Annotated in this window: 26 protein-coding genes and 1 other annotated feature; of the genes, 18 read left to right on the top strand and 8 right to left on the bottom strand. The window is 29.7% G+C overall.

Going from position 1 to position 26,050, the window contains the following annotated elements; genetic code table 11:
- Positions 1–357: 357 nt before the first annotated feature.
- Positions 358–1,530 carry an iron-containing alcohol dehydrogenase gene (locus ACX6CF_RS20700; protein ID WP_458787266.1) on the top strand — a complete coding sequence of 391 codons (1,173 nt, stop codon included), beginning with the start codon at positions 358–360 and terminating at the stop codon, positions 1,528–1,530.
- An 11-nt stretch (positions 1,531–1,541) separates the two neighbouring features.
- Entirely contained in the window at positions 1,542–1,790 is a 249-nt protein-coding gene (locus ACX6CF_RS20705) for a hypothetical protein (protein WP_458787267.1), read from the top strand.
- Between the two features lie 50 nt (positions 1,791–1,840).
- Here the strand turns inward: ACX6CF_RS20705 and ACX6CF_RS20710 are convergent, their stop codons facing one another.
- Both ACX6CF_RS20710 and yidC read right to left on the bottom strand, forming a co-directional pair.
- On the bottom strand, positions 1,841–2,014 hold the full coding sequence (locus ACX6CF_RS20710; RefSeq protein WP_458787268.1) for a hypothetical protein: 174 nt from the start codon (positions 2,012–2,014) through the stop codon (positions 1,841–1,843).
- A 133-nt stretch (positions 2,015–2,147) separates the two neighbouring features.
- Positions 2,148–2,813, bottom strand: coding sequence for a membrane protein insertase YidC (gene yidC / locus ACX6CF_RS20715; RefSeq protein ID WP_458787269.1), 666 nt, complete (start codon positions 2,811–2,813; stop codon positions 2,148–2,150).
- Between the two features lie 788 nt (positions 2,814–3,601).
- Between yidC and ACX6CF_RS20720 the strand changes: the two genes are divergently transcribed.
- The 6 genes from ACX6CF_RS20720 (at position 3,602) to ACX6CF_RS20745 (ending at position 7,015) form a co-directional block, all read left to right on the top strand.
- Positions 3,602–4,300, top strand: a complete 699-nt coding sequence (locus ACX6CF_RS20720; RefSeq protein WP_458787270.1) for an HAD family hydrolase — start codon at positions 3,602–3,604, stop codon at positions 4,298–4,300.
- Between the two features lie 14 nt (positions 4,301–4,314).
- Positions 4,315–4,971, top strand: coding sequence for an HAD family hydrolase (locus ACX6CF_RS20725; protein ID WP_458787271.1), 657 nt, complete (start codon positions 4,315–4,317; stop codon positions 4,969–4,971).
- A 109-nt stretch (positions 4,972–5,080) separates the two neighbouring features.
- The gene (locus ACX6CF_RS20730; RefSeq protein WP_458787272.1) at positions 5,081–5,566 is read left to right on the top strand and encodes an N-acetyltransferase family protein; all 486 of its coding nucleotides are present in this window, start codon (positions 5,081–5,083) and stop codon (positions 5,564–5,566) included.
- Between the two features lie 160 nt (positions 5,567–5,726).
- Entirely contained in the window at positions 5,727–5,891 is a 165-nt protein-coding gene (locus tag ACX6CF_RS20735; protein ID WP_458787273.1) for a hypothetical protein, read from the top strand.
- Between the two features lie 194 nt (positions 5,892–6,085).
- A complete protein-coding gene (locus ACX6CF_RS20740) occupies positions 6,086–6,805 on the top strand; it encodes an N-acetylmuramoyl-L-alanine amidase (RefSeq protein ID WP_458787274.1) in 720 nt (239 codons plus the stop codon).
- A complete protein-coding gene (locus ACX6CF_RS20745) occupies positions 6,806–7,015 on the top strand; it encodes a hypothetical protein (RefSeq protein WP_458787275.1) in 210 nt (69 codons plus the stop codon).
- A gap of 103 nt (positions 7,016–7,118) precedes the next feature.
- Here ACX6CF_RS20745 and ACX6CF_RS20750 read toward each other — a convergent pair whose 3' ends face one another.
- A complete protein-coding gene (locus tag ACX6CF_RS20750) occupies positions 7,119–7,538 on the bottom strand; it encodes a threonine/serine exporter family protein (RefSeq protein WP_458787276.1) in 420 nt (139 codons plus the stop codon).
- A complete protein-coding gene (locus ACX6CF_RS20755; protein WP_458787277.1) occupies positions 7,535–8,311 on the bottom strand; it encodes a threonine/serine exporter family protein in 777 nt (258 codons plus the stop codon). The genes ACX6CF_RS20750 and ACX6CF_RS20755 overlap by 4 nt, the downstream gene beginning before the upstream one ends.
- Before the next feature lie 423 nt (positions 8,312–8,734).
- On the opposite strand from ACX6CF_RS20755, the gene ACX6CF_RS20760 reads away from it, so the two are divergent.
- Positions 8,735–10,096: a sodium-dependent transporter gene (locus tag ACX6CF_RS20760; protein ID WP_458787278.1), complete on the top strand. Its 1,362-nt coding sequence runs from the start codon at positions 8,735–8,737 to the stop codon at positions 10,094–10,096.
- A 156-nt stretch (positions 10,097–10,252) separates the two neighbouring features.
- A complete protein-coding gene (gene glyA / locus ACX6CF_RS20765; RefSeq protein WP_458787279.1) occupies positions 10,253–11,485 on the top strand; it encodes a serine hydroxymethyltransferase in 1,233 nt (410 codons plus the stop codon).
- Between the two features lie 287 nt (positions 11,486–11,772).
- Here glyA and ACX6CF_RS20770 read toward each other — a convergent pair whose 3' ends face one another.
- The 3 genes from ACX6CF_RS20770 to ACX6CF_RS20780 form a co-directional block, all read right to left on the bottom strand.
- On the bottom strand, positions 11,773–13,278 hold the full coding sequence (locus ACX6CF_RS20770; protein WP_458787280.1) for a TraB/GumN family protein: 1,506 nt from the start codon (positions 13,276–13,278) through the stop codon (positions 11,773–11,775).
- Positions 13,279–13,409: 131 nt separating this feature from the next.
- On the bottom strand, positions 13,410–14,045 hold the full coding sequence (locus ACX6CF_RS20775; RefSeq protein ID WP_458787281.1) for a lactate utilization protein: 636 nt from the start codon (positions 14,043–14,045) through the stop codon (positions 13,410–13,412).
- 105 nt (positions 14,046–14,150) lie between these two features.
- Complete coding sequence (locus ACX6CF_RS20780) at positions 14,151–14,318, bottom strand: hypothetical protein (RefSeq protein WP_458787282.1); 168 nt, start codon at positions 14,316–14,318, stop codon at positions 14,151–14,153.
- A 306-nt stretch (positions 14,319–14,624) separates the two neighbouring features.
- Between ACX6CF_RS20780 and ku the strand changes: the two genes are divergently transcribed.
- The 7 genes from ku (at position 14,625) to ACX6CF_RS20815 (ending at position 24,023) form a co-directional block, all read left to right on the top strand.
- Positions 14,625–15,455: a non-homologous end joining protein Ku gene (gene ku, locus ACX6CF_RS20785; protein ID WP_458787283.1), complete on the top strand. Its 831-nt coding sequence runs from the start codon at positions 14,625–14,627 to the stop codon at positions 15,453–15,455.
- 20 nt (positions 15,456–15,475) lie between these two features.
- Entirely contained in the window at positions 15,476–16,420 is a 945-nt protein-coding gene (gene ligD, locus ACX6CF_RS20790; RefSeq protein ID WP_458787284.1) for a non-homologous end-joining DNA ligase, read from the top strand.
- Complete coding sequence (gene ligD / locus ACX6CF_RS20795; RefSeq protein ID WP_458787285.1) at positions 16,413–17,306, top strand: non-homologous end-joining DNA ligase; 894 nt, start codon at positions 16,413–16,415, stop codon at positions 17,304–17,306. Before ligD (ACX6CF_RS20790) ends, ligD (ACX6CF_RS20795) begins: the two co-directional genes overlap by 8 nt.
- 227 nt (positions 17,307–17,533) lie before the next feature.
- On the top strand, positions 17,534–18,781 hold the full coding sequence (locus tag ACX6CF_RS20800) for an EAL domain-containing protein (protein WP_458787286.1): 1,248 nt from the start codon (positions 17,534–17,536) through the stop codon (positions 18,779–18,781).
- A 181-nt stretch (positions 18,782–18,962) separates the two neighbouring features.
- On the top strand, positions 18,963–20,441 hold the full coding sequence (gltX, locus tag ACX6CF_RS20805; protein WP_458787287.1) for a glutamate--tRNA ligase: 1,479 nt from the start codon (positions 18,963–18,965) through the stop codon (positions 20,439–20,441).
- 97 nt (positions 20,442–20,538) lie between these two features.
- Positions 20,539–20,780, top strand: a binding site (T-box leader).
- A gap of 237 nt (positions 20,781–21,017) precedes the next feature.
- Entirely contained in the window at positions 21,018–22,691 is a 1,674-nt protein-coding gene (gene leuA / locus ACX6CF_RS20810) for a 2-isopropylmalate synthase (protein ID WP_458787288.1), read from the top strand.
- A gap of 243 nt (positions 22,692–22,934) precedes the next feature.
- Positions 22,935–24,023: an NAD(P)H-dependent flavin oxidoreductase gene (locus tag ACX6CF_RS20815; RefSeq protein WP_458787289.1), complete on the top strand. Its 1,089-nt coding sequence runs from the start codon at positions 22,935–22,937 to the stop codon at positions 24,021–24,023.
- On the opposite strand, the gene ACX6CF_RS20820 is transcribed toward ACX6CF_RS20815, so the two are convergent.
- Complete coding sequence (locus tag ACX6CF_RS20820; RefSeq protein ID WP_458787290.1) at positions 24,020–25,348, bottom strand: methyl-accepting chemotaxis protein; 1,329 nt, start codon at positions 25,346–25,348, stop codon at positions 24,020–24,022. The two genes, ACX6CF_RS20815 and ACX6CF_RS20820, sit on opposite strands and share 4 nt — an antisense overlap.
- A gap of 300 nt (positions 25,349–25,648) precedes the next feature.
- Here ACX6CF_RS20820 and ACX6CF_RS20825 point away from each other — a divergent pair, with 300 nt between their 5' ends.
- Positions 25,649–26,044: a hypothetical protein gene (locus tag ACX6CF_RS20825; RefSeq protein ID WP_458787291.1), complete on the top strand. Its 396-nt coding sequence runs from the start codon at positions 25,649–25,651 to the stop codon at positions 26,042–26,044.
- Positions 26,045–26,050: the final 6 nt, after the last annotated feature.

Genomic DNA, 26,050 nt, shown 5'->3' on the forward strand with positions numbered 1-26,050 from the left:
ACATCTCCTTTTAATTATATGTATAGATAAGTTGCTAAATGATATTTTTAACAGTTAGTTACTTTGATTAATAATAAAATCAATTATTAAGTATATAATAGGAATATTACAATACTGATGTTATATCATTTTGACAAGTATACCTATGTGGATATACTTAAAATAATAACTATTATGGAATTAACTAAAAAACTAAGTGGTATTAATTATAAATTAAAAAAAATAGTAGTGGGTTGCAGTAATTATAAGAAAGGATTTGGTAATTTGAATAACACTGGATTCATTGAAATACAAAATTAAGTTTAGTATAATTGAAATACAAAATATTTAATATTATAAAATGGGGATGTGACTTAAATGGAAAACTTAAATTCATTTCAATTCTTACTAAGTACCAAAATAATTTTTGGAAAAGATCAATTAGATTCTTTGAAAAGTCAGTTAGCAGAAATTAATGCTAGGAAAATCATGATCGTTACAGATAAAGGATTAATTAAAGCTGGTATAGTTGATAAGGTACTAGATATTATTACTGAAAATAATATAGATTACTATTTATATGATGAGGTAATCCCTAATCCAACAATAAATGTAGTGGATGAAGCAGCTACAAAATGTAAGAATGAAAATTGTAATGTTCTTATTGTTATTGGTGGAGGAAGTGCAATGGATACCACTAAAGGGATATCAGTAATGGCAACTAATGAGGGAAGTTCATATGAATATTTAGATGGGCGAGGAGACAGTAAAAAAGAAATAGTAAACGATCCATTACCAATAATAGCAATACCTACAACATCAGGAACTGGTTCTGAAGTATCTTTCTATTCAGTTTTAACCGATCCAGAAACTAAGATAAAAGATTCAATAACTTCATATAAAATTTATCCTATAACAGCTATCATAGATCCTGTTTTGACTAAAAATCTACCTCCTTTTATTACTGCATGCACAGGTTTAGATGTATTAGGACATGCGTTAGAAGCATATACTTCCACCATAGAAAATCCAATGACTGATTTATTTGCTTTAGAAGCGATTAAGATTGTTTTTAATAGTTTAGTAGATGCAGTGAATAGTGGAGAGATTGAAGCTAGAGTAAATATGTCTTATGCATCTATGCTAGCTGGAATAGCAATGAGTCATTGTGGGGCTACTATTCCTCATGCTCTTGGATGTCCATTGACAGGTCATTGTGGTATGCCACATGGATTGGCGGTAGGAATTCTACAGATACCTATGTTAGAATTTAATAAAGAACAGTTACAAGACAAAATCAAGAACATACTAAAATACATGGATGTTGATATTACTAAAATTGATAAAGGTCAATACCACAAACATCTAATTAATAAAATTGAAGAATTAATGAAACAGATTAATATTGATGAAGCCGTAAAACAATATGAAATGGATGAAAAAAGTATAGATCTAATGTCAAAAGATGCTATAATACATGGTTGTACATTGATTAATCCTAAGAAAATTTCATTAGAAGATATTATTAATATATATAATCAGATAGGGTAAAAATTTGCTAAGTGAAAATTGTATATGTAATATTGCAACATGGAGGTCTTTGTGTACCACCAAAATGCATACCAATTAACCCTTGTGAACAAAATCCTTGCTTAGAATTTGTTGAAGGTGATTTGCTAGAACAAAGTATTCAACCCCTTGAGTTATGTACTAGACCAAAAACAATTAAACCTTGTTGTTATGATCCAGTAGAAGATCCAACTCCAGCAGATGAAGCAGCTACTAAAACAGAGTGTGATAATTGCTTATAGTATATAGCAATTTAGAGTCTAACTAATGTTAGACTCTAGGTACATAGAATTTATTGATTATCGATTTTTATACTTTTTACGCTATATCCTATAGCATCTACCATTTGGTGAATCATCTTTTTTTCAGCTTCTATTTTTTGTTCTTTTGTCAAGGAATTATATGGAACTTTTTCTCCAGTGGATAAGTTGGTTATATAAGATGTTATTTTATACCCATCTACCATTAGATTATCACCTCCACTAATATTCTATGTCTTAAGGTTTGTACTTAATTAAATCTAATTAAGCATAAGGTCTCTTGAAATAAAACTAGAGCCCTTTTTAATAGAGCTCTTATGTGTTAGTGTTTCCATTAATCTATTTTTTTGTACAAGCTTCATATTGGGGCTTTTTTCTTATTAGAATGATATTAGTTGTTAATTGTTCTATAAACGAATATAAACCAGTTATAATCCAGTATAGACCTATTATGACTGGGGCTTTTGATATAAATAATGCATTTATTATTATTGTACTAAAGATCATTAATTTATTAGGTTTAGTTAGTTCTAATTTTTTGAATATATTAAGATAGTACATAATATTAGGCATCAAGTGAATTATTACAGATATTATTGGTATAATATAATAATTGTCTGGAGCCTTTAGATTAGTTACCCAAGGTAAGATAACAGTCGATGCTACCTCTATCGGAATACTAGAAATAGCTCTATAAAGTGATATCATGATTGGAAGTTGAACAAATGTTAATAAACAACCTATCATACTACCAGAGTATTTACTGGAAATTTTGCTTATTTCTTTTTCCATCTTCTCTTTGTCATTACTGTATTTTTTCTTGATGTTTTCAACTTCTTTAGATAATTTTTGTTGAAGTTCTAAACCTTTTTTCTGTTTGATACTTAGTGGTATTAACAGTATTTTAATTAGTAGTGTAATTAGGATTATAGTGATGCCCCAATCATTAACTACATAATACAGTTGGTTTAGTATATCAGATAAGAACTTTATTACAATATTCAATTAAATTCCTCCTAGTTTTAGGTTTTAGGTTGATTTAGTTGAATATTAATTTCGTTTTCTCGAAGTAAATCCATATTTTATATTTATGATAGGATTCAATATCTTCTTGATATAGGGTAGTTTTATAATCAAGATATTGAGTCGAGCTAATGGTGTTATAGATAAATATTTGTTTAAAGAAACGCATACTATTATTAGTATCAATATGAATATACATAAAGTACATGATTAAGGCAACTAGTATAAGTTGTATGATTAAAGAAAAATCGATATTCATAATTTCTCACCTCTAAAAATAGTATTGGTATAATGATACATGGAATTGAGATTTTCTGCAAGTGAAATTTGATAAAAGAAAATAATAAAAATTTACTTTAGATGTAAGTTATTATTCAAGTAAGTCAGAAAAGATGTTTTGTTCTGACTTGGCTTTTTGCAAAATAGCATATGTATATGTTACGCCAGCTATTGCTCGTCCTGAGCTCAACAAATAATAATGGACATCGAGTCCATTATTATTTCTGACAGTCCAGTAGGGCTGTCAGATTAAAAACTGGGTTTGGCGTCCTGCCTCACTACTCCACATATACATATACTATTTTGCTTGAATTAACCGTCAATATAATCACAAAACACTTTTTCTTCTATGTTAGATTAACTATTGGCTATTTCAAATTTCAATTTCATGAAGAGAGTGGTGCAGATATATATTTCTTGAAGTTAAATTATTTGGTTGATATAATGATTTGTATGATGTTTATAAATTGTATATTAGGGGTGGAATTAAAATGAAATTCAATAATATTAAAGCAATTTTATTTGATTCAGGGAGAGTGTTAAACTATCCTAGGACAGGAAATTGGTTTATATCACCAAGGATTTTTGAATTTATTGATAGAGATGTTTTTGATAGGGTAAAGGAACTGTATATAAATAAGGCATTGCGGAAAGCTTATTATTACATAGAAAAGCAAAGTTTAATTATAGACAGGGAACAGGAGTATTATCATTTTAGAAGGTTCTATAGAATATTTTCTGATCAATTGCCTATTTTAAACTTGGATGATGAGCTTGTAGATATGATAGCCAAAGATTTAGTATATAATAATAGTAAATATGAGTTTTATGATGATGTGTATGAAATTATACCAAAACTTTATGAGAAGTTTGAATTAGGTATAATCTCTGATGCTTGGCCGTCTTTATTAAATGTATATGAAGAAGCGGGATTGAGGGATTATTTTTCAACGTTTATTATATCATCAATAATGGGAGTAACAAAACCTGATAAAGGTATGTTTATTCCAGCGCTAGAGGAATTAGGTATATCACCAGCACAGACGTTATTTATTGATGATAATTATAGTAATTGCCAAGGTGCAGAAGAATTAGGGATAAATTCTATAATTTTAGATAGAGATAAAAGTTATGATAAACAGGTTGAGAGTATATCTTCATTAGATGAATTAGTGAAAATTTTAGATTGAGGAGTGTGATTGTTGTGATAGAAGGAATAATTTTTGATATGGATGGATTGATGTTGGATACGGAGTGTATTGCTTTGGAGAGTTGGGAGAGGGCAGGTAAAGATTTGGGATATGTGATAAGTAGGGAATTGATGATGAAAGCTGTGGGAAGAACTTTGGTGGATACTAGAAAGTTGCTTGTTAATAATCTTGGTGATGATTTTCCTTTCGAGGAAGTGAGAAAAGTTAGGATAGATTATACTAAAGAGTTTATGTCGTTGAATGGTGTTCCAATGAAAGAGGGTCTTCTAGAATTTCTGGAATATTGTAAAACAAGAGAAATTCCTACTGCGGTTGCAACATCAACAAATAGGAGTGATGCATTGGAATTACTTGAAAAAGTGGATATAGTTGATTACTTCAATACTATAGTTTGTGGAGATGAGATTGAAAAAGGGAAACCTGAACCAGATATTTTTCTTATGGCAAGTAAGAAGTTGGGGGTGAATCCGGAAAAATGTATTGTTCTGGAGGATTCGGAAAATGGTATATTAGCTGCGACTAGAGCAAATATGATACCCATATGGATACCGGATATCATTGCTGAATCAGATATAGCTAGAGAAAACGCAAGATACATATGTAATTCTTTGAATGAAGTTAATATAATTATTGATGAACTAAATAATTAGAAGGAATAGCTATTGTTATAAGAGGGGATAACATATATAATAATGTAATAACAAGTATTAATACTAAAAGAAATGGAATACATAGAATAGACTAGAAGGGAGTACTTATATGATTCGAGATGTAAAATTAAGTGATGCTCAGGCAATATGTGATATCTATAATTATTATGTGGAAAATACGGTGGTTACTTTTGAAGAAGAAAATGTAACAGTAGAGGATATGATAGATAAGATTAAATATATTACAGATAAATATTGTTTTATAGTATATGAAAAAAAGGGTAAAGTAGTTGGATATGCGTATGTTTCTGAGTGGAGAGGTAGAAGTGCATATCGTTTTTGCGTTGAATCGTCAATATACTTGGATAAAGATTATAGTGGTAGAGGTGTCGGAACTATTTTGTATGAAGAATTAATAGATAGATTACGAAAACTTAATTACAGAGTAATCATGGGAGTAGTGGCATTGCCTAATGAGCCAAGTGTTAAATTACATGAAAAGCTTGGGTTTAAAAAAGCGGGACACTTTGAAAAAGTGGGTTTGAAATTTGACAAATGGATAGATGTAGGATATTGGCAATATAACATTGAATAAGTAGTTTTAACGATTTCGGGAAAGTATTGCTTTACAATATATAAGATGGTAGAATATTATTTAACGAATGAAAGTAATATATGACAAAGAATAAAAGTTTAGTAACGTCTAAAAAAGGACAAAATATATACTAGAATGATTGTCAGAAAGAGTGAGGAATATGAAAAGTACGTTTTATACAAGAAAATTAAAAGATGCGAGGAAAGAACAAGGTTTATGTATTGATTGTAGCAAACCACATAGTACAGGATATCTAAGATGTCAAGAGTGTCTAGACAAACAGGCAGAGTATGCAAGAAAAAAAAGAAAGAAAGTAAATTCTTAGACTAAAAGGCAGTGTATGTAACTATTTATGTACAGTGCCTTTTTTTATGCCATATTATAATAATTTCATTAGAAAACTAATGTTATATATACATGAATTGCATCTAACGTTCACTTTCTCTATTTCTTGAGCATATAATAAATTAGGTATTATAAAACACTTAAGATTAAGAAAGAAGAAAGAGAGGTGACTAAATGACTAATTATAAAATCATCTGGAAAGGAAATAGCAATACAAACAAGTCTACTAGAAGAGGACATGCCCCTGAAGTAATTGTTGATCACATAACAGAAGGTTCAGCAAAATCAACAATAAATTGGTTTGCAAGTTCAAGTAATACGGTATCATCAGCACATTTTCTTGTTACTAAATCAGGAGAAATATATCAATTTGTTAAAATAGAAGATAATGCGTGGGCTAATGGAATTAATTCAGAGAACAGAAAATTTTCTACTGCCTCAATTGTCAAAGAAGTTGGAGTTAATCCTAATTGGTATTCAGTTTCAATAGAACATGAGGGAATATATAGAATGACACAAGGTAAATTAACAGATAAGCAGTTAAAAGCAACCATTTGGCTACATCAGTATATAATAGATTATGTTAAAAGAAAATGGAATATTGATATACCTATAGATAGAAAACATATACTTGGACATTATGAAATTGATCCAAGAAGAAAACCTAATTGTCCAGGAGAAAAATATCCTTTTAATCAAATTATACATGCTTTAAATAATAAAAATACCTTTAATGATACCAAAGGGCATTGGGCAGAACGATATATTAACGAAGTAGTTTTACAAGGTATAATGACAGGATATCCCAATGGAGACTTCAAACCTGATGAAAAAGTGTCAAGAGCAGAGTTAGCAACAGTTATAGCTAGATTACTTAAAAAGGAGGTGGAGTAGATGAAAAAGGAGATTCTACGTAGATTGACAAATACAAAAGTAATCATTAGTATAGCTAGTACAATCATTATGATGCTTGTTGCAGCAGGTGTAAAAGTACCAAATGAAAATGTTATGCTTATTGTTGAAGGACTATGCACAATAGGAATTCTATTAGGGGTACTTAATGATAAAGGAATGGAGACAGAGAACTGGGATGATAAAAAATAGCTTTTAATTATTATATATATTTAATTCAACATGTATAATAAGGACATGCTACAAATATCAATTGTTATAATATATTGAACTAGAGAGTATTAAGTTCAATATATTATCTTTTCATTTTTGGAGATTTAGTTACAGAAGCAACCAAAAAAACAGCTACTGCTATAGCGCATGCTAGTTCTATAGCCTGTATGCCATAATATGTAGACATATCATAATCTTGAATAACAATATTGTAAATAGCTTTATATAAAATTGCTCCAGGTACTAAAGGTATAATTCCTGCAATTAAAAATACCGTTACTGGTGTTTTTCTTATTTTTGATAATATATGGGCTATAATACTGATTGCTAAAGCTCCAAGAAAAGTTGAAAGAGTTATTGAGTCCATATTTATTGTTAATAAATAAACAAGCCATCCTATAGCTCCATTTATGCCACAATAAAAAAGCTGCTTTTTTGAAATATTAAATATTATTGAAAAAAACAAAGTAGCAAAAAATGCTCCAATTACTTGAATAATCATATTGCACTACCTCCATATAATAGATAAAATAGCTTAAGAACAACACCTACACCGGTTGCTATGGATGCCGCAATAATAAGAGCTTCCACACCTCTTGAAATACCAGATAATAAGTTGCCTTCTATAGTATCTCTAATGGCATTGGTAAAAGCGACTCCCGGAACTAAAGGCATAATAGAACCAATAATTATAAGATCGAAATTGGTGCCAAGAGGGATGAACTTAGTGAATAAAATAGCTATTAGTGCAATTAAACAACCACCCACAATATCATAGAAGAATTTATATATATTTAATTTCTTAAAGAGTATATCAATAATAGCTAAATTAGCACCTATGATTGAAGATACAATAAAATCATTTAAATTACCACTGAAAACTATAGTGAAAAAACCAGCGGCTAATCCCGTAGCAATGATTGTAATCATATCAGAATACAGAGGTTTCCTTTGAACTTCAAGGAGTTTTTCATAAGCTTCTTCAATTGACAATTGAGCAGCACAATATTTTCTGGAAATATCATTAGTTGATTCCACCTTAGATAAATGAATGGTTCGTTTATTAACCCTTTTTACATATGTAATCATTTCAATTGTTGGATCATCTAATGTAGCAAATATTCCTGTAGGTGTAACAAAAGATTCTATAACCTGAAAATTTGTAGTTTTTAATATCCTATTAATGGTATCTTCAACTCTATAAGTCTCGGCACCATTTCTCAACATAATCTCTCCAGAAAGAATAGCTGATTTGAAAATTAATTTATAATTCATATTATCACCTTATAATTATTTTTATATAAAAAATCTGCTTTCTATTTTCATAGAAATCTTTTAGAAAATCTAGCCGTTTTTCGTATTCAAATATATTGTACACTATACTTAAACAGGTATCAATTTAAAATTGAAAATTATAATAAATAATATCATTAAGAGTAATTAACAATATTTAGTAAACGTTTTATAACAATAATTATAATAAAATTAGTATTTTTTTTAACATGATTAGGATATACTTATTTTATCTTAGGACAAGTATTTTTATGTACCGTATCTATAATACTTAAAAAATGTATAATCAGCAAATAGCAATAAAGTACTAGATGCATAGTCAAATATAACTAATTGACTTACTTTTGTTTGTTATGTAAAATTCAGGAGACATATCTATATATTGCAGAGAGGAAAGTGTATACATTGAAGGACAATAATGCTCAAAGAAGTCAATGGGGAAGTAAAATAGGGTTTATATTAGCTGCTGGAGGTTCAGCTGTTGGTTTAGGAAATATATGGAGGTTTCCGTATTTAGCTGGAGAAAATGGTGGCGGAGCTTTTGTGCTTATTTATTTGATAACTGTAGTTATTATAGGGTTTACCTTAATGCTTGCCGAATTTACTATAGGAAGGTATTCTCAAAGTAATGCAGTTGGAGCTTTTAAAAGTATTGACAAAAGATTCGGTTTTATAGGTTTTATAGGTGTTATAGTAGCATTTTTAATTATGGGTTTTTATATGATTGTAGGAGGATGGTCATTAGCATATATTTTTAAGGCCATAACAGGGACAATTAATTCAACAGACCCTAACTTTCTATCTGACTCATTTAATGATTTAGTGGTAAATGATGTTCAACCAATTTTTTGGGGCGGCATTTATATAATTCTTAACATTGTTATTGTTTCATCAGGCATTAATAAAGGAATTGAAAAAGCTAGTAAAATACTTATGCCAGCTTTATTTGTAATTATGATTATTCTTACCTTCAAGAGCTTATCTCTTGAAGGCGCTATGGAAGGTGTTAAATTTTTTATTAAGCCTAATTTTAGTGAAATAACACCAAAAGTTATACTTAATGCAGCTGGTCAAGCATTTTTCTCTTTGAGTCTTGGTATGGCTTGTATGGTTACTTACGGTAGTTACTTAAATAAAAGCGAAAATTTAGTTAAGAATGCAATAATTGTTCCATTACTAGATACCCTAGTAGCAATCATGGCGGGATTTGCTATCCTTCCAGCAGTTTTTGCATTTGGTTTTACACCAGAAGAAGGACCAAGTCTTGCTTTTGTCACAATTCCAGCGGTATTTACTACAATGGGTACAAGCCTTGGAGCTGTTTTTTCAACATTATTTTTTGTTTTGTTGAGTATCGCTGCGCTTACGTCATCAATATCATTACTTGAAATACCAGTTGCGTATTTAATAGAACAGCGAAAATGGACAAGAAAAAAAGCAGTTATTATAACTAGTTTAATTGTATTTATCATGTGCATTTTTTCATCATTATCAAAAGGCAGTTTGAGTAATGTAATGATTGGAGGTAAAAGTATATTTGATATGTATGGTTTTATTACTTCTAATATATTGCAACCCTTTGGAGGCTTGATGGTATGCTTGTTTGTTGGATGGGTATTAGGTAAGAAAAATGCTATAAATGAGGCAACTAATGGTGGTACAGTAAAATTTAGATTAGCTAACTTTTGGATTTTCTTATTAAAGTATATTATACCTATACTTATTATTCTTATCTTCTTATCAGGTTTAGGTGTTTTCAATATTTAGATATTTTCTAGATATTATAATGAATGTTAAGTTAGGTATTTCATAAATTCATAAAAAAAGGAAATAAATCAAATATGTCAAATGCGTATTCCAATATAGATTAACTTATGCTATAATAATTTCATTGATTTACTAAGTAAAAATGGAGGTATGTAGATGTATACATTTGATGAAGTTAAGAGCATTGATCCAGAATTAGCTAGTGCACTGGATAAAGAAATAAACAGACAAAGGGATAATATTGAACTTATAGCATCAGAGAATTTTGTTTCAAAAGCAGTATTAGCAGCAATGGGAAGCCAACTAACTAATAAATATGCAGAAGGTTACCCAGGCAAAAGATATTATGGAGGCTGTGAATGTGTAGATATAGCTGAAGACCTAGCAAGAGACAGAGTAAAGGAATTATTTGGTGCAGAACATGCTAATGTTCAACCACATTCTGGTGCTAATGCTAACTTAGCTGTTTACTTTGCAGTACTTAATCCTGGTGACACTATCATGGGTATGAATTTATCACATGGGGGACACTTAACACACGGAAGTCCTGTTAATATTTCAGGTAAACAATATAAAATTGTACCATATGGTGTAAATAAAGAAGGTTATATTGATTACGATGAATTAATGAAAATTGCAAAAGAAAGCAAACCAAAGCTTATTGTAGCAGGAGCAAGTGCTTATGCTAGAACAATAGATTTCAAGAAATTTAGAGAAGTAGCTGATGAAGTTGGAGCTTATCTAATGGTAGACATGGCACATATTGCAGGATTAGTTGCTGCAGGACTTCATCCAAGCCCAGTACCATATGCAGATTTTATAACATCTACAACTCATAAGACATTAAGAGGACCAAGGGGCGGACTTATTTTATGTCCTGAAAAATATGCTAAAATAATTGATAAAGCTATATTCCCAGGTATCCAAGGTGGACCATTGATGCACGTTATAGCTGCAAAAGCAGTCAGCTTCAAAGAAGCCTTAGCAGATGATTTCAAAGAATATCAAAAACAAACAATTAACAATGCTAAAGCTTTAGCAGAAGGTCTAACTAAAAGAGGATTTAATCTTGTATCAGGGGGAACTGATAATCATTTACTATTAGTTGACCTTCAAAATATGGAGTTAACTGGTAAAGTTGCAGAAAAATTATTAGACGAAGTCTCTGTAACATGTAACAAAAATACAGTGCCATTCGATCCTAAGAGTCCATTTGTAACTAGCGGAATAAGACTTGGAACACCTGCTGTTACAACAAGAGGGATGAAAGAAGAAGACATGGATATGATTGCTGAAATCATATATCTAGCACTCAGTGACTTCGAAAACAACAAAGACAAAGCTAAAAATCTAGTAAAAGACCTAGTAAAAAAATATCCACTATATTAAAAATAAATAATATATTAATATATCAAAAAAGCTCAGTGACTAACCCCACTGAGCTTTTTCTATTATGAAATACATATCAGTACCTAATAAAAAAATCATTTATGAAAAATAGTTGACCGTACACTCATGATATTAAAATTAATGGGCATAAAAAAGTGGTATATGATTCGTTTTACGCAGACCGTTCCTTTGGAGTAAGGCAAGTAAAACGAATCATATACCACTAATATAGCCATACGTTAGTCCTAAATTACTAAATTAACTATTTTTATAACTCACAACAAAAGCTATTTTATCTGTTCAACACTATAACCTTTATCCTCTAACTTCTTAACTATCCCTGCATTCGTTACCATATGACCAGCTCCAACTATTACAAAATAAGTTTTTTCACTATCATCATTAAGATAACTTAATACACTTTCATACATATGATCATTTCTATCAATCCAGAATTTCTTAGTAAATTCATCAGTAGCATTTTCATCATATGACACTACTTTTTCTAATTCTCCAACATTTCCTTTTCTCCAAGATTCTAACATTCCAGCAATCACATCAACATTATTGTCAATTGAATCAATCGCAGGATCTGTTTCATCAGTATCTTCATCATTTTCTGCAGGTTTGATTAATACACTTTGTAAAAATAGTTCTTGGAATTCTGGATCAAATGATTCAAATAAATCAGTTTGGAATTTATATCCTTCTATTTCAATTATTGGTTTCCTGAACATAGCTTTAGACATAAAATAAACATCTACACCAAGTCCCGCTTGGATTGATTGCTCTGCAGCTTGTAGATTTTGAATAGTAAATGCTGCACTCCAAGGTTTTAGTAAATCATATTGCTCTTTTGTAGCAACACCAAAACTTTTCATTGCTTCTTCATATGCTTGGTAAGTTTCTTCTGAAATATGTTGGTCTATAGTAGTACCATCAGAATATACCATTTTTTGTTGCATATAAGCAATACCTTCTTGGCTATCTAACAAATTAACCTCAACGGCTAAAGCATCAGATGAATCAAAAGCTTCTAATATGTCATCATTCATTGGATAAATACTAGAATCTGCTATATGTATTGAACCTAGAAGATAAACAGTATTTTTTCCACCGCTTACTTTCCAGAAAGCACCTTTTGCAGCTCTATCAGATTTTTGAATAGCATAATAATAAGCTCTTGTCGTTAAAGAAAAAAGTTGCTCTTTAGTACAATTATTTTCAAGTCCTAACTTATTATTACCAATACCATTTAGAAGTTTATTGGAAACCAAATATTTGACACTATTAAGATTACCATCAATTGATGAAATATCATCGAAAGAGAGTGAATAATCTAATTCATAGTCGAAAGTTGGTTCTGCCTTTTTGATAACTCTATATAGTACGTCTACAACATCTTTTCTTGTAACGACTACATTCATGTTATCATCTAATAAAAATACGTTAAATAATTTGTAAGCAGCTTTTTGAAGAGCAATATCATCGATTGTTATATCTTCTTCTGATACCATTTCATCAGCAAGTTTTTCATATAACTTAATACCAACAGTATATAATTCTCTGTAAGTTACATTTGATTGATATTGTCCAAACATTGATATATCAATAATATCATAGATACTTAACATTTGAACATCTTCTAATGCCCATATGCTAGGTTGTTCAGGCTGCTGTTGCTTAATTGGTGCTGGATTTGCATAAGCGACTTGAAAATTGTAATTGATTGATACTAAACAAAGAACAAGTGACATACACAAAATTGCAAATGACTTTCTTAATTTTTTCACAAAAATAACCACCTTTCTTATAATGCCTAGAATAACTATGTATATGTTACTGAATGATAGTATCATACATATATATCTATGTCAATATCTAGAAAGATAGCCATAAAATATAAAATTTGAATAAATATACATTAATATCCTAATTCTTCTCCAACAAGGATAACTTTAATTCTATTAGGTACGCGTGACATTCTTGTTATAACTGTTTGGCAACAGATACAGTCATCGCTAAGGCAATTACTGCACTTACCTGTAATTGAACATGGTGTATTCTTATTTAATCTGACTGTATTAATAGGTGATGCCTCATTTCGAACTCTTTTTAATGCAGTTTCTTCATCTAAAACAACTTTATTCATACCAGCTACTACAATTACATTACTAGGACCATATATTAAAGCTGCAAGCCTATTACCATTACCATCAATGTTAACTAATTCACCATCAAGTGTAATAGCATTAGAACTCATAAGATAATAATCAGCCGAAAGTGCTTGATGATAGATTTTTGCTGCTTCTTCATTATTATTGGCTGTGTTTCTATCTAATAGATTATAATTACCATTCTTTAAATAATCAAATAAGTTAATATCATACAAAGTCATAGAACCGCCCCATGAAACTGTAGAACCATCCTTAATTAATTCAAGAATTTTATCTTTTGCCATTTCCCTATTATCACAATAATATGCTTCAATTCTTCTTTTTTCGAATTGTTTTATTAGATTTTTACTTGTGTTTTCATAATATTTTTTTCTAGGTGTCATAACCTTTCAACTCCTTAAGTAGTATTGTGGATGCTTTTTCTTAATTGTAGTATACCATTTAAATTAACAATAGTCATTATAATATAGACCATAAAAATTTGATTTTTACATATCAAGAATTTCTTTAATTTTATCATAGTCAGGTAGAGTTTTTGCTTGTTCTTCAGTAATTCGTTTAAAGCCAGATTTTAAATAGTAATCAAGTTGCTTTTCATTGGTCAACATTAATATCTTACCCTTTTCATCGTATACGTATATTTCGTTATAAATCATATAAATCTCCTTTCTTTTACAATAGAAGTTATAACTATAACCTATTATTAAATAATATGATTGAGATTATATGAATTATTACAGTCTAATTAGATAAAATTCATCTAGCCAATTAAAGTGGATATTTTATGTACTATAAAAATTATGTTGCATGTGGATTAGGTTGAAATCAAATGAATGAATATTTGTCTTTTACAAATAATAAAATTAGTCAATAAAAAATAATTTAGTGTGACTATTAAATATAAATTAAAGACACTTCATTTGTCATTTATATTTCAATATAATTTTGAAAGGAAGACGAATATGCATACGATGTGGAAAGGGTCAATTAGTTTTGGCTTAGTTAATATACCAATTAAAATGTTTGCAGCTACTGAAAATAAAGATGTTAGATTTCGAAATATTCATAAGGAGTGTAACACTCCTATAAAATATAAGAAAATTTGTCCCACATGTAATAAAGAAGTAGCAGAAGAAGATATAGTAAAAGGGTTTGAATATGAACCAGGTCATTTTGTAATCATAAGTGATGAGGATTTGAATTCTGTGAAAAATGAAATTAATAGTAAATCTATTGAAATAGTGGATTTTGTAAATCTTTCAGAGATAGACCCAATTTATTTTAACAAAACATATTATCTTGCCCCACAAGATATGGTTGGAAAGGCTTATAAGCTCCTTAGAAAAGCAATGGCAGAAACAGGAAAGATAGCTATAGCGACAATAACTATTAGGAATAAGCAATCCTTGGCGGCTCTTAGAGTTTACCAGAATACACTTGTTATGGAAACGATATTCTATCCAGATGAAGTGCGTCCCATTAGTCAAGTGCCAGGATTGCCAGAAGATGAGCAAGTTGATGAAAAAGAACTTAATATAGCCAACCAATTAATTGATAATCTAACTGCTGAATTCGATCCAAATAAATACAAAGATGATTATAGAGAAGCGATAATAGAATTAATTAATAAGAAAATATCAGGAAAAGAAATTAAGGTATCAAAAGAAACCCCTGAGAGAAATGTCATAGACTTAATGGAAGCATTGCAAGCTAGCTTAAAAGAAACTAAGACTCAAAAGGTTAAACCGCCAACTAAGAAGAAAAAGAGCACAGTAAAAAAGCAAACAAGTTAGTCAGAAAGGGTTTATAGATTATGGATTTGATAAAACCTATGGAACCTGTTTTATCTACTAAAATAATTGAAGATGATGACTTCATACATCAAATAAAGTGGGACGGTATCAGAGGTATTACGTATATAGATGGTGATAATCATAAGGTTTTTACTAAGAATGGTAATGAAAGAACAGATTATTATCCTGAGCTAAATGAGATTAATCAGCTCTTCAATGGTAAAAGTGGTATTATTGATGGAGAGATCATAGTCCTTGATGATAATTTGCGTCCAACTTTTAATTATATACTTAATAGAGAAAGAGTCAGAAATCAGGCTAAGATAAAATATTATGCTAATAGATATCCAATTAAATATATAGTCTTTGATATATTATTTTTAGATGGTAAAGACTTAAGGAGCTATTCGTTGGAACATAGGATAGATATTCTGAATAAATCATTGAATAAAAGCAGTATAATAACAATCACTGATTCATTTGATGATGGAGTGATGTTATATGAATTAATGGAGCAGAAAAACTATGAAGGTATAGTATCCAAGAATATAAATAGTAGATATACAGCTGGTAAAAAACATGATATGTGGTTTAAAACTAAAACATTCAAAAAAATGCTAACAGTTATTGGTGGTATACAATTAGATAATGGAAGGATAAAATCTTTGTTACTTGGAATATACAATGAAGAGGATATTGTCTATATAGGTAATGCAAGCCTAGGTCTCAAGGAGTCTGATTTTAATTTGCTAAAAGAATATATGGGTGTCATCAGTATGGATCAAAGTCCATTTGAAAATATTAATAAAGCCAAGAATGTTATATGGGTTAAACCCATTTTGACATGTTGGGTCAGCTTTTTAGAGTGGACAAACACAAATTCTCTAAGACATCCTAAGATTATAGGTTTTAGTTCAGAAAAGGCTACAGAGGCTAATGGAAAGGAGTATACTTATCGTGGATAAAATTATTATGATAGATGATAACAAAATAAAAATATCCAATTCAGATAAATTATTATGGCCGGAGCTTGGTATATCAAAAGTAGATTATCTGAAATACCTAATATATTTAACGCCATATATTATTAAATATGCCAAAGACAGATTTTTGACTACCATTAGGTATCCTGATGGTTATGATAAGAAATTTTTTTATCAAAAGAAGGTACCGAGTTATGCTCCTGATTTTGTTGATACGGCCAAGTGGAAAGATGAAAGTAAGTATATTAATCTTAACAAACAAGCTACTCTTGTATGGCTTGGCAATCTTGCATCTCTTGAATTTCATACCACTTTCAACAGAATACAGAAACCATTTTCTCCTACTAATCTTGTTTTTGATCTTGACCCCTCAGAAGGACAAGTTTTTGAGCAGGTTATTGAAGTAGCATTAAAAGTCTATGATACTCTGAATAAGCTTAACATTACCAGTTATGTAAAGACTTCAGGCGCAACTGGACTACAAATATATATCCCTATGGGTGAAAAATATGATTACAACGAAGCTAGAAAAATTAGTAAATTTTTTGCTGAGTATTTTGCAAATAAATATCCAGATATTATAACTATAGAAAGATTAAAAGAGAAAAGAGGGGGAAAATTATATTTTGACTATTTACAAATGTGGGAAGGAAAAAGTATTATTACGCCTTATTCGCCAAGAGCTACTAAATATGCTTCTGTATCAATGCCTGTAAAATGGGAAGAAGTAAAAGAGGGTATTAAACCGCAAGATTTTACTATATTCAATGCTCTGGATAGGATAAAAAAAGTTGGAGATATTTTTGAACCTCTACTGGATAATAAAAATGTTGGAAGCTTTAGTTCAATACTTCAACAAATAAAATAGAACAAGAAATGTTTACCCGGTTCTATTTAATAAAAAAAGTGAGAGCAACAATTTATTTACAATATGAAAGTTAATTGATATAATTAACCTAATTAAGTTTACTATATATCTATTATAGATAAACAATTATTTGGTGTAAATGATTTAAATTAATAACTTAATAGCACAATAGATTGAGGAAAATAGAATTTTCCTATAGTGCAAAATATAGTTTAGGGGAAATTATAATGAATAACATTAGTATTACAGATATTATTGAACAGGAAAGTATTGATATATTAATGCAAGTAATTTTATCACCTCATGAGGATTTTGCTGTAGGTATTGAAGCATTAGCAAGAGGAGTTGATCCAAATACTAATACAAGTATTAATCCTAGTGAATTATTTAGACAAGCTAGAATGTGTGGACTTTCTGTTGAATTAGATAAAATATGTGTAAAAAAAGCGATAGAAGAATTTACTCATATATATAATAAAAATAAAAGTACTTTATTATTTATAAATATTGAAGATAGTTTTATATCTTATTCGATCACCTATGATTATTTGACGGAGTGTGCAGATGAGTATAATATTCCATATGAAAACATAGCTATCGATTTATGTAATTTTGATTTGTATTCAGTAAAAGAGATAGAGAGTTTTATTAAAAAATATAGAGCAAAAGGTTTTTATATGAGTATTGATGATATTGGTAAGGATTATTATAATCTAGATAAGTTGTTATTAATTAATCCAGACATAATAAAAATTAATACTTTTTTACTTCAGAATCTTGAAAGTGAACAATATAGAAATTATTTAATGAAATTTATATCTTCTATTGCACATGAGATGGGAATGGTTGTAGTTGCAAAAGGTATAGAAACGAACAAAGATTTTAATTTTTTTATTGAATGTGGGGCTCAGTTTGTTCAAGGATATTATATAGCTAGACCTAGTAAGCTATCATCTGTTGAGATTGATGACATAATACATAACTTTAAACGTAAAGATAATATTGAAGAATATTATTCTGGTAATAAAGTTGATAATAATAGAAAAACCATGACGAAACTAATTAATTTCATGAATGACATAAAAGGACAAATTGATGGTGCTGACATTGGACACGAAGAAAATAATTTCAAACAAATATTTAATGAATATTCTTTCGTTGAGAATTGTTGGATTCTAGATATGAATGGTATTCAGATAAGTGATGCCTATATTAATAAAGATAATTTCCGAACAAGAAATTCTTCTATATTTAATATATCCAAAAAATATATGGATTTTTCAAAAAAAGAAATATATGAAAGGTTAGTTAATACAATCTTAGATGTTTGGATAACAAAACCCTTCCATTCATTGCTTACTAATAACATATGTTTAGGGGTTTCCAAATACATAGTGGATTCAAAAGGTGAACAATATATATTATGTCTCAATGTAAACATTAATAGATTTAATATGATTAGAGATTCAGTGTAACAAAAATAGTGACTATGTCACGTCTTGTGCAGGAACTCTCCTATAAGTTAAAAATATTATTTTATATGATAAATTTGGTTATATTATAGTTGACTTATATAATAACTTAATATAATATTATAGCTAATGAATTGATATAAATATTGATAGAACAAGATCAATAAATAATGGAGGCAGTAACATGGATAAAGTTAAAATTAGAACTAGGTTTGCACCTAGTCCAACAGGTAGAATGCATGTTGGTAATCTTAGAACGGCATTATATGCTTATTTAATAGCTAAGCATGAAGATGGAGACTTTTTACTTCGAATAGAAGATACAGATAGAGAGCGATATGTCGAGGGTGCTTTAGAGATTATTTATAATACTTTGAAGAATACTGGATTGATACATGATGAAGGTCCTGATAAGGATGGCGGTGTAGGTCCATATGTTCAAAGTGAAAGACAAGCACAGGGAATATATCTAAAGTATGCAAAAGAATTAATTGATAAAGGAGAAGCATATTATTGCTTCTGTGATAAAGAAAGATTGGACAACCTACGAAATAAAGCAGAAGAAGCTAAAGAAACTTACAAATATGATAAACATTGTGTGAGTCTGTCCAAAGAAGAAATAGAGAAAAAACTTGCTGACAATGTACCTTATATTATCAGACAAAATAATCCTACTACGGGAAGTACATCTTTTATTGATGATATATATGGAACTATAACTGTAGATAACTCTGAACTAGATGATATGATTTTAATTAAATCAGATGGTTATCCAACTTATAATTTCGCTAATGTAATTGACGATCATCTAATGGGTATAACACATGTTGTTAGAGGTAATGAATATTTATCCTCTTCGCCTAAATATAATAGGTTATATGAAGCTTTTGGTTGGAATGTGCCTACATATGTGCATTGCCCACTTATAACTAATGAAGAACATCAAAAACTAAGTAAAAGAAGTGGACATTCATCATACGAAGATTTAATAGAACAAGGATTCCTTGCTGAAACAATTGTTAATTTTGTTGCATTACTAGGATGGAGCCCAAGATCAAACGAAGAAATATTTACAAAGGAAGAGCTAATAAAAGAATTTGATTATAAAAATATTAATAAATCTCCAGCTGTATTTGATATGACAAAGTTCAAATGGATGAATGGAGAGTATATTAAGAATAAGTCAGATGATGAGTTTCATGAGATGGCGTTGCCTTATATGAAACAAGTTATTACTAAAGATTATATTGATCTTAAGAAAATTAGTCCTTTGATTAAATCAAGAGTGGAAGTATTAACAGATATACCTGCTCATCTAGACTTTTTTGAAGAATTACCAGATTACAATATTGATTTATATAATCATAAAAGAATGAAGACCAATCCAGAGAATTCATTAGAGAATTTGGAAAAACTTCTTCCTATGTTGAAGGAGCAAGAGAAATTTGATGTTGATAGCTTACATGAATCTGTGATGGCTTTTGTAAAAGAATTAGGTATCAAGAATGGTCAAATGCTATGGCCTTTAAGGACTGTATTATCAGGAAAGGCTATGACACCAGGTGGTGCATTTGATTTAGCTGATATACTAGGTAAAGAAGAATCCATAAGAAGAATTGAAGCTGGTATAGATAAACTTAAAAAAGAATTAAATATATTATAAAAAAATTTGCATAAAAATACGATTTAATTTAAAAAAATACATTTTAATATTGACAAATGTATAAAATGATGATAATATATTTAAAAATTGATATGTAAAAAAGACTGTGAAAAGGAATAGTAGATATTTGGATTATTACAGAGAGCTATTGGTTGGTGTGAAATAGCATTTGATAAATATTGAACTCGCCTTGGAGTTGCTCGCTGAAAGTTTAGTAGGAGGAGACGGAACCCAACCGTTATATTGGCAGGATATCGGTAAATGTACCTGTATCTATAGGATTACAAAATTATTTTTGTAAAGAGTGGTTTACGATAAATTATACCTTTCGTCTCTTTTGACGAAAGGTTTTTTAATTTATAATACCATTTTTAGGGTGTATTTATAATAAACTCTATTTACAAACACTTTTGTTAATTGTCATTTACTATATATCCACCAGAGTGTATTTCTTACTAAGAAATAAATAAGAGTGGTACCACGGGCCTTCGTCTCTTGAATCAAGAGAGGTAGGTCTTTTTTTGTGAATTATTTTAGTGAATTTTTATAATAATATGATTTAGAGGAGGAATTAGAATGAGTTTTGAAAATTATAAGAGATATGAACCAGTAAAATTAAATGACCGTAGGTGGCCTTCTAATACAATTGAGAAAGCACCTATATGGTGTAGTGTTGATTTAAGAGATGGGAATCAATCACTTCCTATACCAATGAATGTTGAGAAGAAAACTAAGATGTTCAATCTTTTAAAAGATATGGGATTCAAAGAAATTGAAGTTGGTTTTCCTTCAGCTTCAAAGGCCGAATTCGCTTTTACTCGTAAATTAATTGAAGAAAACATGTTAGATGATGATATGACAATTCAAGTACTTACACAAGCACGAGAAGAGCTTATCAAAAAAACTTTTGATGCCATAGAAGGTTGTAAAAGAGCCATTGTCCATGTATATAATTCTACTTCAACATTACAAAGAGAAGTAGTGTTCAAAAAAGATAAACAGGCAATTATAAATATTGCTGTAGAAGGAGTTAAATTAATAAGAGAATTTGCTAAGAAGAGTAGTGTAGAAGAAATAATTTTAGAATATTCACCTGAAAGTTTTACTGGAACAGAACTTGATTATGCATTAGAAATATGTGAAGCTGTTATTAAAGCTTGGGAGCCAACAGAGAAAAATAAATTAATTATTAATCTACCTGCTACAGTTGAAATGTCAATGCCTAATGTATATGCTGACCAGATTGAATGGTTCTGTAGAAATATTAGTTGTAGGGACAGTGTTATTATAAGTGTTCATACTCATAATGATAGAGGAACAGGTATTGCTGCTACTGAACTTGCAATGTTAGCAGGTGCTGATAGGGTTGAAGGAACTTTATTCGGTAATGGAGAAAGAACTGGTAACTTAGATATGTTGACAGTTGCTATGAATTTATATTCACAAGGAATTAATCCAGACCTTAAGATAGATAATATCAACCACATTATTAATGTATATGAAGAATGTACTTTACTAAAAGTTCATGAACGTCATCCTTATGCAGGTGAATTAGTATATACTGCATTTTCTGGATCTCACCAAGATGCTATAAAAAAAGGTTTGGATGTTTGTAGCAGCAACGAAAATAAATATTGGGAAGTTCCTTATCTTCCGATTAATCCTTCAGATATAGGCAGGGAATATGAAGCTATCATTAGAATCAACAGCCAATCTGGAAAAGGTGGTATTGCATATATTCTTGAAGCTGAGTATGGTTATAGATTGCCTAAGAAGATGCATCCGGAAGTCGGTAAATTGATACAAAGAGTAACAGATAAAACAGGAAAAGAATTAAATCCAAAAGAGATATTCAATATATTTAATAAAGAGTATTTTGAACAAGATAGTATATTATCATTAAACAAATTTGAAAGTATAATTGAAGATAAAGATACTAAACGAAAAGATGTTAAAGTTACAGTTTCAGCAGAAGTAACCTTCAAAGGTGAGACAAAACAAATTAAAGGAGTAGGTAATGGTCCGATAGCAGCATTTGTAAAAGGTATTAGAGAGTTAGACATTGACCCATTCAAATTAGTTGAGTATGAAGAGCATAGTATGAATGGTGGTGCAGATGCACATGCTGTTGCATATATCGGACTTGTAAATGAAAAAGATCAAGTTAAATTTGGTATAGGAAGAGATTCTAATATTAATATAGCTTCTATAAGAGCTTTGATTAGTGCAATTAATCGTCATATGAAGTAGTTAATTGACATACCTATAGATGACCCATCTTATAATGTGGCGTATTCTATAGGTACTTTTTATATATATCATTGCTAAATGTGCTAACAAGTTTATATCAGAAGAAATTAGGTTATAATAGTAATAATTCAAGACGTAGTTTTGAAAATCACTTATTGACTTGACAATATAACGAAAATGAACTATACTTTGATTATCAAAATATTTGTGTATCAAATAATATGACTTAGGAGGATTGTTCAATTGAATATACCAAAGCTGAAAATTGGAGATCTAAATATTAATATACCTATAATTCAAGGTGGTATGGGAATAGGTGTATCAAAAGCTAATTTAGCTTCAGCAGTAGCTAATGAGGGCGGTGTAGGAGTTATATCAGGGGTTCAGATTGGATATGCAGAACCAGACTTTTTAACTAACACATTAGAAGCTAATGTTAGAGCTTTAAAGAAAGAAATAAAAAAGGCGAGAAATTTAAGCAAAGAAGGCATTATTGGTGTTAATCTAATGGTGGCAATGACAAATTATAAAGAATATGTAAAAACTGCAATTAATGAAAAAATAGATATAATAATATCAGGTGCTGGTTTACCTATGGAATTACCTAAATTCGTAAAAGGGAGTAATACTAAGATTATTCCTATTGTATCATCTAGTAAAGCTGCTAGAATCATACTTAAGAAATGGGAGAGATATAACCATTTACCAGATGCCATTATAGTAGAGGGAGCAAAAGCAGGTGGACATCTAGGTTTCAAAGCAAAAGATTTAATCGCTAATACCTGTAAAAGCCTAGAAGAAATAGTTAAAAATGTATTAACCATGGTTTCTCCTTATGAAGAAAAATACAATAAAAATATACCTGTTATTGCAGCAGGAGGCATTATTGACGGAAACGATATAGGAAAAATATTATCAGCAGGAGCTCAAGGTGTCCAAATGGGGACTAGATTTGTGGCTACAGATGAATGTGATGCATGTGATAGTTTTAAAGAGGCATACATTAATTCTACGAAAGATGATATATGTCTTATTAATAGTCCAGTAGGTCTACCAGGTAGAGCTATAAATAATAGTTTTATATGTAAAACACAAAAAGGTAAAATACCTATTACGAAATGTTTTGCATGTCTGAATACTTGCAATCCAGCGGAAACACCATATTGTATTTCAGAAGCATTAATTAATTCTGTACAAGGAAACGAGGGATTAGTGTTTTCAGGCAGTAGAGCAAATGAAATTAAAGATATCATTTCTGTAAAAGATTTAATGAGTAAATTGAAAAAAGAGATAGATATTTTTGAGATTGATAATAATAACCCACCAAATTAATTTTGGTGGGTATTTTCATGATTTCCTAACTTGAAATTATTAACAATTGCAGATAATTCATTGATAAGTATATAGATTGAGTCTATTTCATTGTTTATTTGTTGAGTTTGTGTGGCTTGGCTTTCGGAACCAGCAGCCACTTCTTCGGTAGATGCAGCATTTGATTCTGCAAGTTCGAATATTAAAGCAATTTGTTCTAGTACGTCATCCTTATATTTAAGTAAGCTTGTACTATTGGATTTTATACCAGTAACATATTGTTGAGATATTTCAATAGAATTATTAATATCATCAAACTTCTTCTTAGTTTCTGTTAACATTTCCATTTGAGATTTCACAGTTTTACGAACTAATTTGGTTTCCTCATAAGCGGTATTAGATTTTTCTTGCAATCCTTTTACGATTTCATCTATTTGAGCTGTTGATGTTGCTGATTGTTCAGCTAATTTTCTTATTTCATCAGAAACCACAGCAAATCCTTTGCCATGTTCACCTGCTCTTGCAGCTTCAATGGCTGCGTTTAAAGCAAGTAGATTGGTTTGCTCTGCAATAGAAGCGATAAGAGTTGTAACTTGACTAATTTTTTCTGCATTTTCATTAGTTTCTCGTACGATTTCATATACACTTTTAGTAGAGTTAGCACTTTCATAACTTTTTTGCAATAATGAATCTAGAGAAGTATCACCTTCATTGACTGCTAAGTTGATTTCATTAAATGAGTCTAATAGATAATTGATAATAGTTAGGTCTTCATCAATTATTTTTCCAAGAGTATCTATGTTTTGTTTTCCTTTTTCAACATTGGCAACTTGAGATGATGAACTTTCAGCTATTTGTTCTACAGCTCCTGACATTTCTTCTATACCATCTAATATTGATTTGGAAGAATCATTTATTAAGTTAGAAGAATCAGCTAATTTAGTGGTGTTGTCTTTGATTTTTTCAATATAATTAGCAAAGCTATTTTTCAGAAGTGAAAACGATCTTAATAAATTACCACTTTCATCATTTGTTTTCAAAACTTTTTTATCTAAAGAAAAACTAAGATCACCATCGGCTATAGATAGAGCATTTTTACTGATGATATTTATAGATGGTGCAAGTTTAAAGACCAGTCTATATAAGGTAAACAAAGTGATTAATAGATTAGCAACAGCAACGGCCAAGAATATGAATCCAAGAGTAGTTAGTTTGGTAGTATTAATAATTTCTTCGGCATTATTACATTTCATTATTAAAATAGTAGAAAAACAGATGCCGATAATTGATAGGATGGAACTGATTATTAAACTTATTGTAAGTAATTTTGCTTTTATTTTTTTCAAAAATGTCACCCCAATTAAATTTTTTAGGTTTTTAATAAATTTGTGAGTTTATTATATAATAAATACCAAATTTTACCTTAATAATGATAGTATAACATAAAATTTTACCAAAACCTATTACTTGAAATAAATTATTACAAAAAAGTTATTTACATTAGTATATATAACTTTAGTTAAATGATTGCTATAGAGTTATAAACAAGTAAATATAAAATAAATTCAGATAACTGATAATTATTCTATCACGATGATAAAAACTAACATATATTAATATTAGAAGTAAATATAAGGAGTAATCTGATGGAGAAGATTTACCGTTATGATAGCGTTAAGGAGAAAGATGAGAAAATGAATCGCATGGTTCCATCAAAACCAAAATATCCTGACCATATGGAAGATATGTATGATAGGGACGATATGGATGATATGGCACAGATGATGTCTATGAGACAGATGAATCAAATGATGCCTATGAATCAAATGACAGCAATGAATCCTATGATGGGAAGAAATCAAATGATGGCAATGTATGCTATGGCTAATATGGCAGCAATGGCAATGTACAGTATGAGTGCAATGTCAATGGATAGCATGAATCAAATGAATAGTATGAATAGAATGGCTATGGATAGAATGATGTACGATATGGATGATGATATGATGGATGACGATGACGATATGATGGATATGGAATAAGGCGCT

The organism is Vallitalea sediminicola, from assembly GCF_054408565.1.

What these genes read in the sequence shown, in the direction of transcription:
- ACX6CF_RS20700 (WP_458787266.1), top strand. Translation starts at nt 358, where the DNA reads ATGGAAAACTTAAATTCATTTCAATTCTTACTAAGTACCAAAATAATT.
- ACX6CF_RS20780 (WP_458787282.1), bottom strand. Translation starts at nt 14,318, where the DNA reads ATGATTTATAACGAAATATACGTATACGATGAAAAGGGTAAGATATTA.
- ACX6CF_RS20800 (WP_458787286.1), top strand. Translation starts at nt 17,534, where the DNA reads ATGAATAACATTAGTATTACAGATATTATTGAACAGGAAAGTATTGAT.
- glyA (WP_458787279.1), top strand. Translation starts at nt 10,253, where the DNA reads ATGTATACATTTGATGAAGTTAAGAGCATTGATCCAGAATTAGCTAGT.
- ligD (WP_458787284.1), top strand. Translation starts at nt 15,476, where the DNA reads ATGGATTTGATAAAACCTATGGAACCTGTTTTATCTACTAAAATAATT.
- leuA (WP_458787288.1), top strand. Translation starts at nt 21,018, where the DNA reads ATGAGTTTTGAAAATTATAAGAGATATGAACCAGTAAAATTAAATGAC.
- ACX6CF_RS20750 (WP_458787276.1), bottom strand. Translation starts at nt 7,538, where the DNA reads ATGATTATTCAAGTAATTGGAGCATTTTTTGCTACTTTGTTTTTTTCA.
- ACX6CF_RS20730 (WP_458787272.1), top strand. Translation starts at nt 5,081, where the DNA reads ATGATTCGAGATGTAAAATTAAGTGATGCTCAGGCAATATGTGATATC.
- ACX6CF_RS20740 (WP_458787274.1), top strand. Translation starts at nt 6,086, where the DNA reads ATGACTAATTATAAAATCATCTGGAAAGGAAATAGCAATACAAACAAG.
- ACX6CF_RS20735 (WP_458787273.1), top strand. Translation starts at nt 5,727, where the DNA reads ATGAAAAGTACGTTTTATACAAGAAAATTAAAAGATGCGAGGAAAGAA.
- ACX6CF_RS20720 (WP_458787270.1), top strand. Translation starts at nt 3,602, where the DNA reads ATGAAATTCAATAATATTAAAGCAATTTTATTTGATTCAGGGAGAGTG.
- ACX6CF_RS20755 (WP_458787277.1), bottom strand. Translation starts at nt 8,311, where the DNA reads ATGAATTATAAATTAATTTTCAAATCAGCTATTCTTTCTGGAGAGATT.
- ACX6CF_RS20825 (WP_458787291.1), top strand. Translation starts at nt 25,649, where the DNA reads ATGGAGAAGATTTACCGTTATGATAGCGTTAAGGAGAAAGATGAGAAA.
- ku (WP_458787283.1), top strand. Translation starts at nt 14,625, where the DNA reads ATGCATACGATGTGGAAAGGGTCAATTAGTTTTGGCTTAGTTAATATA.
- ACX6CF_RS20775 (WP_458787281.1), bottom strand. Translation starts at nt 14,045, where the DNA reads ATGACACCTAGAAAAAAATATTATGAAAACACAAGTAAAAATCTAATA.
- ACX6CF_RS20745 (WP_458787275.1), top strand. Translation starts at nt 6,806, where the DNA reads ATGAAAAAGGAGATTCTACGTAGATTGACAAATACAAAAGTAATCATT.
- ACX6CF_RS20710 (WP_458787268.1), bottom strand. Translation starts at nt 2,014, where the DNA reads ATGGTAGATGGGTATAAAATAACATCTTATATAACCAACTTATCCACT.
- gltX (WP_458787287.1), top strand. Translation starts at nt 18,963, where the DNA reads ATGGATAAAGTTAAAATTAGAACTAGGTTTGCACCTAGTCCAACAGGT.